6 protein-coding genes are annotated in these 12,138 nt (G+C 71.3%); 4 read left to right on the forward strand and 2 right to left on the reverse strand.

The genetic code is table 11. The annotated features are described in order from the left end of the window. Window positions 1-14 precede the first annotated feature (14 nt). Entirely contained in the window at window positions 15-2,051 is a 2,037-nt protein-coding gene (gene flgK, locus QWY84_RS10270; protein ID WP_290202492.1) for a flagellar hook-associated protein FlgK, read from the forward strand. A 5-nt stretch (window positions 2,052-2,056) separates the two neighbouring features. Next, window positions 2,057-3,256, forward strand: coding sequence for a flagellar hook-associated protein FlgL (flgL, locus tag QWY84_RS10275; RefSeq protein WP_290202493.1), 1,200 nt, complete (start codon window positions 2,057-2,059; stop codon window positions 3,254-3,256). Window positions 3,257-3,503: 247 nt separating this feature from the next. Here flgL and QWY84_RS10280 read toward each other — a convergent pair whose 3' ends face one another. Both QWY84_RS10280 and QWY84_RS10285 read right to left on the reverse strand, forming a co-directional pair. Next, complete coding sequence (locus tag QWY84_RS10280; RefSeq protein ID WP_290202494.1) at window positions 3,504-6,788, reverse strand: ATP-binding protein; 3,285 nt, start codon at window positions 6,786-6,788, stop codon at window positions 3,504-3,506. After that, window positions 6,785-8,074, reverse strand: a complete 1,290-nt coding sequence (locus QWY84_RS10285) for a metallophosphoesterase (RefSeq protein ID WP_290202495.1) — start codon at window positions 8,072-8,074, stop codon at window positions 6,785-6,787. The genes QWY84_RS10280 and QWY84_RS10285 overlap by 4 nt, the downstream gene beginning before the upstream one ends. Before the next feature lie 228 nt (window positions 8,075-8,302). On the opposite strand from QWY84_RS10285, the gene QWY84_RS10290 reads away from it, so the two are divergent. After that, entirely contained in the window at window positions 8,303-11,389 is a 3,087-nt protein-coding gene (locus QWY84_RS10290) for a bifunctional diguanylate cyclase/phosphodiesterase (protein ID WP_290202496.1), read from the forward strand. Between the two features lie 83 nt (window positions 11,390-11,472). Continuing rightward, a complete protein-coding gene (locus QWY84_RS10295) occupies window positions 11,473-12,138 on the forward strand; it encodes an MOSC domain-containing protein (protein ID WP_290202497.1) in 666 nt (221 codons plus the stop codon).

A 12,138-nucleotide genomic window follows, 5' to 3' on the forward strand; every position in this document is an offset into this window, starting at 1 on the left:
AGGAGTAACACATCATGGCGGACATGCTCGGTACAAGTGTCTCCGGCCTGCTGGCGTTCCAGCGGTCCCTGGCGACCACCTCCCACAACATCTCCAACGTCAACACCGAGGGATACAGCCGCCAGCGGGCGGAGCTGGAGACCCGGCTCGCCACGCCCCGGGGCGACGGCTTCATCGGCAACGGCGTGCAGACGGACACCGTGCGCCGGCTGTTCGACCAGCAGCGCGAGGATGCGCTGCGCAACGCCGGCTCCGATTTCCAGGAGATGGACACCCTGGCCACCTACGCCGGGCGCATCGACAACCTGCTCGCCGACAAGGAGGCCGGACTGGCGCCGGCCATGCAGTCGTTCTTCGACAGCATCCAGGACGTGGCCAACGATCCGTCCTCCAGCTCGGCCCGGGAAGTGGCCCTGGCCGAGGCGGACAACATGGTCAGCCGCTTCGAGCTGCTGGACCAGCGGTTCCGCGACCTGGACAGCGAGGTGAGCTCCCAGCTCCGGGGCGAGATCAAGGAGATCAATCAGTACGCGGAGAGCATCGCGGAGCTCAACCAGGAGATCCGCGAGGCCGAAGGCCGCACCGGGCAGCCCCCCAACGATCTTCTGGACCAGCGCGACCTGCAGATCCGCAAGCTCTCCGAGAAGATCGGCACCCAGACCGTGCGACAGGACGACGGTGCCATCAATGTCTTCGTGGGCAACGGCCAGCCCCTGGTCAGCGGCGACCGCGCCGGCGAGCTGGCCATGCAGCCCAGCGAGTACGACCCCGGCCGCAGCGAGATTACGTTCACCGGCGGCAGCGGCAATCAGCAGACCATCACCGGGACGATCAGCGGCGGCAGCATCGGCGGCATGCTGGATTTCCGCTCCGAGATCCTGGATCCGGCGCGGAACGATCTCGGGCGCCTGGCCACCGAGTTCGCCGGTGCCTTCAACGCCCAGCACGAGCTCGGGCTGGACGCCAACGGCAACCAGGGCAGCGCGTTCTTTGCCACGGGGCAGCCGCGGGTGCTTGCCTCGGATTTCAACAGCGGCGCCATCTCCGGCAGCCCGGATGTGGCCATCGCCGACAACGCCGGCGGACAGCTCACCGGTGCGGACTACCGCATGACCTTCGACGGCGGCGCCGGCGAGTGGCAGGTCGAGAACATCGACAGCGGCGCCACCCAGACGATCGCTGCCGGGAATACGGCCACGTTCGAGGGGCTGGAGATCGATACCGCGCCGATCAGTGGAGCGCAGGACGGCGACAGCTTCCTGCTCCAGCCGACACGCGAGGCGGTCAGTGGCATGGACGTGCTGCCGGGCTCGGGTGACCGCATCGCTGCAGCCGGGCCCATTGCCGCCGGCGAGGTGACGGGCAGCGGCGGCGAGGCGATCAACAGCGGCAGTGGAACCATCGGGGGCGTGGAGGTGAGCTCGGACGCGAACGTCCCGTTCGCCAACGACGTGACCCTGGAGTACCGGGAGGCGGAGAACGGCTTCGTCATCCAGGATGACGCCGGCAACGTGCTCGAGGACGGCGGCGGCAACCCGGTGGTGCTCGGCTACGATCCGCAGACCGACAGCGGCGGGGTGGCGTTCTCCGGTGCGGATCTGGATGCCCAGGGCGCGGACTACTCGACCACCAACTTCCCGGACAACCCGCTGGAGGGGGTGTCGTTCACCCTCGCCGGTGAGCCCGACGACGGCGATGCCTTCGTCATGGAGGCGAACGCGGACGCCATCGGCGACAACCGCAATGCCCAGGAGCTGGCCGGCATTGCCGACGAGGGGCTGCTGAACAACGGCAACGACAGCCCCCAGGACTTCTTCAGCGGCATGGTGGGCGAGATCGGCACCGAGACCCGCCGCGCCCAGAGCGGCCGCGACGCCCAGGAGCAGCTGCTGGACCAGGCCCGGGCCGACCGCGAGGCCGTCTCGGGGGTCAATCTCGAAGAGGAGGCGGCCAATCTCCTGCGCTTCCAGCAGGGCTTCCAGGCGGCCGCCCGGGCCACCACGGTGGCCAATGAAGTCTTCCAGAGCCTGCTCAGCGCAGTGCAGCGGTGATAGCGATGCGTGTATCCACCAGTGAGTTCCAGCAGGCGACGACCAATACCATCCTGGATCAGCAGGCCCAGCTGCTGAAGACCCAGAACCAGCTCGGCACCGGGCGGCGGATCCTGACGCCGTCCGACGATCCGGCCGGCGCGACCCGTGCGCTGGACATCGACTCGGCGGTGAAGAGCACCGAGCAGTACCAGCGCAACAACGAGCAGGCGGAGCTGCGGCTCAAGCAGGAAGACTCCATCCTGGACCAGGTGTCCAACATCACCAACCGTATCCGCGAGCTCACCGTCCAGGCGGCCAACGGCACGCAGACGGAGAACAGCCGCGCCTCCATCGCTGCCGAGCTGCGCGAGCGCCGCGAGGAGCTGGTGGATCTGGCCAATGCCAAGGACGGCCGCGGCGAGTACCTCTTCTCCGGGCTCAAGACCGATACCCAGCCCTTTGTCAGCGAGGGCGGCGGCGTCGCCTACCAGGGCGACCAGGGCCAGCGCGACATCCAGGTCGGTCCCACCCGCAAGGTGGACAGCAGCCACAACGGCTTCGAGACGTTCATGGACATCCCGACGGGCAACGGCGAGTTCCGCGTGGTGCCCGACGAGGCCAACCAGGGCAGCGCCCGGCTGGCGGGGGAGAGCACGAATCCCCAGGCCGATTTCGACGGGCCGTACCAGATCCGCTTCGTGGACAACGGCAGCGGCGACCTGGAGGTCGAGGTCGAGGACGGCGGCGGCAACGTCAGCACGAGCCCTTACGAGCCGGGCGAAGAGATCACCTTCGACGGCCGGACCGTGACCTTCGAGGGAACCCCGGAGTTCGGCGACAGCTTCACCGTGGAAGAAGCCGACAGCCGGTCCATTTTCGGCACCGTCGACAACATCATCGAGTCCCTGGAGACCCGCGGCGACAACAATGCCGACCGTGCCCGCCTCGCCACCGAGAGCTACCAGGCGCTGGAGGATCTGGACGCCGCCATCGACGCCTTCTCCGAGACCCGCGCCGAGACCGGGGCGCGCATGAATGCCCTGGAGTCGGAGTACCAGGCCAACGAGACGGCCAAGCTCGATCTCAAGACCGAGCTATCGCGGGTGGAGGACCTGGACTACGCCGAGGCCATCAGCCGCCTCAACCAGCAGAGCGTCGGCCTCCAGGCCGCCCAGAAGAGCTATGCCCAGGTGCAGAACCTGTCGCTGTTCCAGTACATCTGATCGCTGCCGGTATCCGCGAGCGAACGCGCCCGTAGGAGCGACATCAGTCGCGACCGTTGCAGAGAACCTGATGCTCTGGAACGTCGCGGCTGAAGCCGCTCCTACAACCCCGGCCTCGGGCCCTGGTGCCATTGTGGGAGGGGCTTCAGCCCCGACGTTCCAGAGGGCAGCATCCCCTGCAACGGTCGCGACTGATGTCGCTCCTACGGATGCTGGCCGATACCGTGGTGCAAGACGCCGCTCCCCCTCACCACCCCGCCATGACGGCGTTGCCGTCCGCCGATGCTTCCTGTCCGACGGCCTGCTCCAGCGCGGCGACGACCCACTGGGCCTCGGCCACGGCCGTCGCCTCGTCGGGCAGCCGTGCCAGGACGTGATGCCAGCGTTCGGTGGCGTCCAGCGGCGAGCGGGGATCGACAAACCCCTGCTCCTCGAGCCAGGCGGCGATCTGCTCGATCTTCTTCGGCCCGACACCGCTGATGCGGTTGTCGCGTAGCGACTCGACGAAGGCGCGGGGGTCGCCCGCCACCTCGGCGGCGCGTTCGGCCAGGGCGTCCAGGTGCTGCCAGTTGCTCATGGGGCCTTGCTCCAGGGCGGGGCGGTCCACGGGGGTGCCGCGGCCGATGTCCACGGCGTCGAACCAGGCGCGGGCCGCGGCGATGCGATGGACCAGGCGCCGGCGGGCCGCCTGGTCCAGATGGCGCTGCCCGGCCGGGCCCTGGAGGAGGCTGTCCGCCTGCCCCAGGGTGGTGACGTGGAAATCCGCCAGCAGCCGGTGGAGTAGCGCCAGGTCGTCGCCGAGTAGATGGAACAGATGCAGCGACCCCGCCGGCGCCCGTGGATCGACGGCGGGAACCCCCAGCGCCGCCGCGTAGCTCTCCCGGTCGTGGTCCTCCGGGGCGGGGATGCGTTCCCGGGCCGGCAGGGGCAGCGGCTCCGGCGGCGGGGTGTCGGGCATGCGCAGGCGGTCCAGGTCGATGACCCGCGGCGCCTCGCCGGTGGCCCGGCGCCAGCGCTCGGCGTCCTCCGGCTGGGCGGTGAGATAGACCAGCTGTCGTGCCTCGGCCCGGGTCAGCGCGTGCAGGGCGCCGGCGACGGCGTCGAAGCGCGCCGGATCGGTGGTGGTCAGGGCCTCGTCCAGCATCAGCGGCAGGGCGACGTGGTGCTGCTCGTGCTGCTCGACCCAGGCCATGCGCAGGGCGATGAGCAGCTGCATGCGCGTGCCCACGGAGAGCTCCGCCAGGGGGCGGACGGCGGCGGTGGCGGTCTCGCGGGCGCAGGGCTCGCCGGCGTCGTTCAGCTCCAGCGTGAACGCGTCGTGGGTGAAACGCCGCAGGCGCTCGTCAGCCAGCCGGATGGCCTCGGGCCGGTGCCGGCTGCGGTGCTCCTGCTCCACCTCATCCAGGAGGCAACGCCCGGCCTCGGCGATCATGCGCTGCTCGTATCGATCCGCGACGGCTTCCGCGGCCTCGTCGCGCTCCGCCCGGGCGGCCTCCAGCCGCAACTGGCGTTCGGCGTCCCGCAGGGCGTGATCGATCCCGGCGCGTTCGTGGATGAGCGCCTCGTGCCGGTCCGCCTCGGCGGCGGCGATGTTGAGCTGCTCCTGCAGCCAGGCGGTGTCCTCCGCCTCCGCGCGGGCGCGGATGTCCTCGGGGGCGTCGCTCAGGCGCTGCCGTGCCGTGTCCTCCTGGATGCGGGCCGTGCGCAGGGCGTCGCGGGCCTGTTCCCACGCCGGAAGATCCCGGATGCGCTCGAGGAGCGTTGCCCGGTCGCCGGGTTCCACCCCGGCGCGCTGATAGAGCTCCCGGAGCCGGGCATCGGCATCCCGGGCGGCCGCGCGGGCACGGGCTTCCTTCTCTTGTGCCTGCTGGTACTCGCGCTGCGCCTGCCACGCCGTCTGCGTCTGCTGATCCAGGGTCTCCAGGGCGCGTCCCAGGGCCGCGGGGTCGCGGCCGTCGGCAGCGGCATCCCAGCCGTTCAGGAACTCCACCAGCCGCTCGCGGAGCGGCCCTGCGCTGTCGTCCAGGTGGTGGATCCGGGCCGACGCGCCGGCGTGCTCGGCGCGGGCCTGGTCCAGCGCGACGACGCGCTGGAGAACCAGCTGGAAATGCTGGGCGATGTGCTCCGGGTCCAGCTGCAGGCCTGCCTCGGCGGCCCGGGCCCGCAGGCGCTCCCGGGCCGCGGCCAGCGCCTGATCCGCCTCGTTCAGCCGGTCCGCCGCGGCCGCATCGCGACCGGTCGCCGTCGCGGGGCGCAACGCCTGCCGGAGCAGCCAGGCGAGACCGATGACACCGGCGGCCGCCGCCGCGGCCGCCAGCACGGCCCACCAGCCGAGCGGGCCCCAGCCGGCGAAGCCGCCGCCGGCGGGGGCGCCGCCGCCGATCAGGGTGAAGGCCACGGCCAGGTGACGTCGTGCAGCCGGCCGCCCCGCGGGGGCATTCGCCTCGTGCGCCGCGGCGACGGCACGTGCCTGGCGATGGTCCGCGGCGGCCTGGGCGAGTTCCTGCACCGCTTCCTCCAGGCGTGCCACCTGCGCGGTATCCAGCTGCGCGCGGGAGCCGACATCGATGCCCAGGAGCTCGCCCGCCTCGCGCATGCGCTCCGCTGCCGCGGCCTGCTCCTCGCACGCCTTCTCCCGCCGTGCCTCCAGGTCCCGGAGCTCGTCCAGGCGGGTGCGCATGGCGGCGATCGCGGATGCCTCCGGTGCCGTTTCCTCCATCCCCGTGGCCTGCAGCCGCGCCAGGGCAGCGTCCGCCTCCTCGCGGGCGGCCTCGGCCTGGCCGGACTCGCGCTCGCGGGCCTTCTCCAGGTTGTCGACTTCCTCGGCGGTAATGCCTTCCGGCATGGAGTCGGGGAAGCGGTCCAGGTAGAGGCGCGCCTCCCGGGTCGCCCGGCAGGCGTCCGCGAGCTCCAGTCCGGCGCGATACTGCTGGGCGCGACGCAGGGCCGTGCCCGCGCGGGCGATGTCCTCGTCCAGCTCCGGGAGCCGGCGGCGCTGCTCCAGTAGCTGGCGGTTGTCCGCCTCGGCCCGGCGAAGCGCCTGTTCACTGTGCTGCAGCGTTTCACCCGCGGTGCGGTCACGCCGGGGGTGGACGGCGAATACGCCGCCGTCGCCGCGCAGCACGGAGAGATCGTAGCCGCCGGCGAGCTCGCGCCGCAGCCGGCTGGCCACCGCCTGGTCGGTGCGGCTGAGCTGCAGGAGCTCGTCGACGGGCAGCAGATAGCCGCCCAGGGTGTCGGCATCGGGCAGCGGCGGCGGGGCGTGGGGCTCGCCGTCCCGGTGCCAGAGGATCTCGCGGCCGATGCGCTCCACCTGCCAGCGGTGATGGTCATCGCTGAAGACCGCCTCCAGCATGACGTTGGGCGGGTCATCCCGGCGCGGCGTCAGCAGCAGGCGCAGCGCCCGCAGGAGGCTGCTCTTGCCGGAGGCGTTGGCACCGGTGACGACATTGACGCCGGCGCTGAAGCTGTCCACGGCCAGCGTGCCCTGGATGCCCGGCAGGCGACGGATATGGAGCGCGTCCAGCCTCACGCGGTCACCTCGGCATCGTCCCGCTCCCGGAGCTCGTCCAGCGCCGCCAGCGCGGCCCGCCGCAGCCAGTCGGCGACCGCGGCGTCATCCGGCTCGCCGGCGTCCAGCCCCTGCCATGCCGTGTCCCGGTGGACCGGCATCAGATGCTCCCGGGCGCGTTGCAGCAGGGCCGTGCGCTCCGGGTCGCTCCCGGGCGCCTGGTCCAGCAGCTGGACCCGGCGGGCGAGCAGGCCGACCGGGTCCGGCCGCCGGGCGAGGGCGTCGATATCCATCTCCGGCCGTGTGTCCAGCCACCATCGGCCCACGAAGCCCTGGATTCCGCCGGCCAGGGGGAGATCGTCCATGTCTTCGCCGGCGAGCAGGCTCCCGATCTGGCGCCGCAGCCCCGTGCGTCCGTGCAGGCGGACCCGCAGCCCCAGCACGGCAGGCTGCCAGGGCTGGTCGGCGAGATCCGCCGCGGTCTCGTCGGCCGCCCGGAGAATCCGGCTGCGCACCTCGGCGGCGCTGTCCATGCCGGTGACGTCCACCTCCAGGGCTTCCCAGCGCAGCGGGGCCAGGGGCCACTGGGTCACGGCCTCGATGCCCCCGCTGCCGATGGTGTACAGCCACGGGCCGCGGGCGCCGGTCTCGCTGGCCCGCAGCGCGCTCACTGATCCCAGGTAGCCGGAGGGATGGCCGGCACTGATGGCGTCCGGCTTGTGGATGTGGCCCAGCAGCCAGGCATCCAGACCCGCGGCGGCGAGCTCGCGGCTCGTTACCGGGGCGTGGGCGCTGGCGGGCTGATCCCGGTCGCAGTGAAGCAGCCCCAGGGCGGGGGTGCCGTCGCGGGAGAAGCGCACCCCCTGCAGCGGGTTCTCGGCGGGAACGGGGCGGGGAAACGACCAGCCGTGCAGCCGTACCGGGACGCCGCCCGCATCACGCACAGTGACGGATTCCCAGTTGCCGCCGGCTCCCAGGAGCCGGAAGCCGGGCACCTCCCGGGCCAGTTGCGGCAGTACCTGGACGTCGTGGTTGCCGGCGACGCCGACGACGGTGATCCCGGCATCCACGAGGCTCGCCACGGCGCGGCGAAGACGGCCGTAGGCCTCGAAGAAATCGTCTTCCTGCTCGACCACGTCGCCGGCGAACGCCACGACATCCACGCCCTGGTGGACCGCCTCGCTCACCAGCCGGTCCAGGGCGCCCGCCGGTCCGAGCCGGCCGAGATCGTGGCGTGCCCGCACCGCCTCCGGCAGGCGGCCGGGGCGCCGGCCCAGATGGAGATCTCCCACGGCGAGTAGCTGCATGTCTCTATTGGATCACGGTTGCCGGGGGGTTGAGTACTGCGGAATGCGCGCAGGCGCACAAACCGGAACTGCTTCACATTTTACGTGCAATGGTGTACGTATGGTCTTGATTTGGGATACTGAATAACAACGGCGTCACGATAACGATACCGGAATTCAGGAAGACGCCACCCGGGCACACGGGTGCGGACGTGTGGTCGCGGGTCACGCAGACGGGGACGCAGAGCTATGCCGATCAAGGGCCTGTCGACCGGACTGGTGGCCGACACGGGGCCGCCCGCCGGCGCCGAGACGGCCTTCACGGAAGGCGCCGATACGCTGGCGCACGTGCTGCTGGAAGGCGGCAGCCTGTCCGACGCCCTGTCGCGGATCTGTGCAGGCATTGATTCGGAGCTCGGCGATGACGGCGTCCGCTCGACTGTCTGCCTGATCCGTGAGGGCCGTCTTTCGTACGTCGCGGGGCCCGGTATGCCCGGCGCCTTCTGGCGGGCCGTGAACGGCCTGCAGGTGGCCAGGCAGAGCGGCGCTTGCGGGCGCGCCGCGACGCTGGCCGAGCCCGTGTTCGTGGCCGATGTCCTCGACTCCCCTGCGTATGCGCGCTACCGCGAGCTGATCCGGCCCCTGGGTGTGGGCTCGGTCTGGGCCGTGCCGGTGCTCGACGGCTCGGGCCAGGTGCTGGCGACGGTATCGATGCACTTCCCGCAGCGCATGGATGCCCCTCCGGAAGGGGCGCAGGAGCCCATGCAACGGCTCGTGGGCCTGGTGCGCACGGCGCTGGTCATCGAGGAGCTCGGACAGCAGGGTGATCGGGACATCGCGGGGCTGCTGCGCTACATCCAGGGCAGCTCCATCGGCTGCATCGAGTGGGATCCCGATTTCCGGATCCGCTTCGGCAATCCCGCCGCGGCCGAGATGTTCAGCTACCTGCCGGATCACCTGATCGGCATGACCGGTGAGGACTTCCTGCTCCACGACAAGGATCGCAAGGGCCTGACCGCGATCAAGCAGGACATGCGCCGCGGCGGCATGCGGCACATGCACACCTATGCCCGCTGCCGGCGCAGCGACGGCGTCCCCATCTGGGTGGAGTGGTTCAACCTGGCGGTAACGGGCCGTGACGGGCGCATCACCGGCTTCCTGTCGCTGCTCAAGGATGTCACCGAGAGCACCCTGATCCGCCGGTACATGGACCGCGTCGCCTCGCTTCCGGAGGCCGGCGGCGGCTGGAGCTACCTCGACCATCTCGTGGAGCAGATCCGCAGCGTCATGGGGGCCGACGCGGCGGTGGTCGCGTCCGTGGACGCGAGCCGGAACGTCGCCCGGGTGCTTTCCGCGAGCGCGCGCGGCGCGCCCCTGGATATCGACTCCTACGCCCTTGCGGGCACGCCCTGTGCGGAGCTGAACCATTGCGACGCCTGTGTCATCAACCACGAGGTGCAGGCCCGGTATCCCGACGATGAGCTTCTCACCCGGCTGGATGCACGGAGCTACGCCGGTGTCCGCCTGCGCGACGGCGACGGGCGGTCCGTCGGGCTGCTGGCGGTCGTCGGCAGGCATGCCCTGGGGCCGGTGGAACCGGTCCAGCGGACGCTGGAGCACGCGGCCGTCCGCATCCGTCTGGAGCTGCAGCGGCTCTGGGCGGAGCGCGATACGCGGCTGGCGGCTCTGGCCTTCGAGACCCACGAGGCGATCATGATCCTGGACCGGGACTACCGCTTCGTGCACGTCAACGACGCGTTCAGCCGCATGACCGGCTATCCGGCGGGCGCCGTCGTCGGCCACGGCCTGCGCCTGCTGCTGGGCGGCAGGCGTGGCGGCCCGGTGCGCCGGGATATCCAGGAGACGGTGCGTCGCAATGGTCGCTGGCACGGTGAGGTCTGGGCACGCAGCCGGGACGGGGGGCAACGCCTCTACCGGCTGAGTCTGACCGCCCTGGAGGGGGCGGATGACCGGGACGCCCACTTCATCGGCAGCTTCCTGGACGTGACGTGGCACCGGGAGGCGGAAGAGCGCATCCATCGCCTGACCTTCGAGGACGGCGTGACGGGGCTGCCGAACCGGGCGTCGCTGCTGGGGCGCCTGGCGCGCAACAACGAGGTCCCGGCCAGGGGGCGCGGCGACGTCCTGATGGTCATGGACCTGGACGGCTTTCGTCGCGTCAACGAGGGCATGGGCTACGAGACGGCGGACTCGCTGCTGGAGATCCAGGCGGCGCGTCTCCGGGCCCTGGTGCCGGGGGCCGCCGCCGTGGCGCGGGTGGGGGCCGACGAGTTCGCCGTGCTGCTCAGCGGCGCCACGTTGCCGAAGGAGAGAAAGGCCTTCTGGGGCCGGGTTGCCGACGAAGCGGAGCGCCTGCGACGGGCCTTCCTGCAGCCGGTGGAAGTCAGCGGCACCATGGTGCAGTCGGGGGTCAGCATCGGGGTCGCCGTCATGGAAGCCGGGATGGACGATCCGTCGGCACTGCTGGGGCGCGCCGAGATCGCCGCGGGGCAGGCACGCCATCAGGGCGGCAACGGCGTGGCCTGGTTTGCACCGGAAATGGAGGCCGAGGCCAGCGAGCGCCGCGAGCTGGAGCGCGCGTTGCGGCAGGCGGTGGACGACGCGAGCATCGGCTTCTGCCTGCAGCCGCTGGTGAACGTCGAGGGCGGCATCACGGCCCTGGAGGTACTGGCCCGGTGGGAGTTCGACGGGGAGCCGGTGTCGCCGGCGAAGTTCATTCCCATCGCCGAGGCGTCCGGCCTCATCCGCCCCCTGGGGGCCCAGATTCTCCGGGCCGCTTGCCGGTGGCTCGCGGACTGGCATCGCGGCGCCCCGGAGCGGCCGCTGCCGGCGCTGGCCGTCAACGTCAGCGTCCGCCAGTTCCACGATCCCGATTTCGAGACCATGGTGGCCGGGATCCTGGAGGAAAGCGGCCTGCCGCCCCGCGCCCTGCTGCTGGAGGTCACGGAGAGCCTGCTGGCGGACGAGGGCGACGGCGTGGTCGGGCGCATGAACCGGCTCCGGGACCTGGGCGTGCGCTTCGCCATCGACGATTTCGGCACCGGCTACTCCTGCCTTGCCTACCTGCGGCGGTTGCCCATCGACGAGCTCAAGATCGACGGCTCCTTCGTCGACGCCATGCTTCTCAGTCCGGAGGACGAGGAGATCGTGCGCACCATCATCGCCATGGCGCAGGCGCTGCGACTGAACGTGGTCGCCGAGCGGGTGGAGTCCCGGGACCAGGCCGAGCGCCTGCGCGAGCTGGGCTGCACCACCCTGCAGGGCTACTACTTCCACCGCCCGGCGAGCCCGGACGCCATCCTCGAGCATCTCTAGGGAAACGCCGCGCTCCGTGCACAGCGGGCCCGAACCGTTGTAGCCTGATGCCCCGGGCAACGCTCTGACGCCGGAGGAAGCGCATGACGGAGATGGTGACCATCACGGGTGTCTACCAGGGCCAGGTCCGCCCGATGGACGGCGACGGCCGGCCCACGGCCATCTACAAGGTGCCGGTGCGCGAGGCGGTGGCCGTGGACGATGCCGGGATCGAGGATGATCACCAGGGCGATGCGCGCGCCCACGGCGGCCCGGACCGGGCGCTGAGTCATTACCCGGCGGAGCACTACGCCATCTGGGCGGAGCTCTACCCCGACGCGGCGTCGCTGCTCGGCCCGGGCGTGCTGGGCGAGAACATCTCCACCAACGGCCTGACCGAGAGGAACGTGCGCGTGGGCGACGTCTTTCGCATGGGGACCGCCGTGGTCGAGGTGAGCCAGCCCCGGCAGCCGTGCTGGAAGATCAGCCAGCGCCTGGAGATCCCGGACCTGGCCCGGGAAGTCGCGAGCACCGGCCGCTCCGGCTGGCTGTATCGCGTCCTGGAGCCCGGTTACCTGGGGCCGGGGGACGTGGCGGAACGGGTCGATACCGCGGCGCACGGCATTACCCTGGCGGACATGTGGGCGATCCACAACAGCACCCGGCCGTCCATCGAGGACCTGGAAGCGCTCGCCGAGCTGGACGTGCTCGCCGATTCCTGGCGCCGCCGCTTCGCCCAGCGCCTGGACTGGCTGCGCCGCCACGCGTAG

It is taken from the genome of Aquisalimonas lutea, from assembly GCF_030409225.1.
GTDB classification, from domain to species: Bacteria; Pseudomonadota; Gammaproteobacteria; order Nitrococcales; family Aquisalimonadaceae; genus Aquisalimonas; species Aquisalimonas lutea.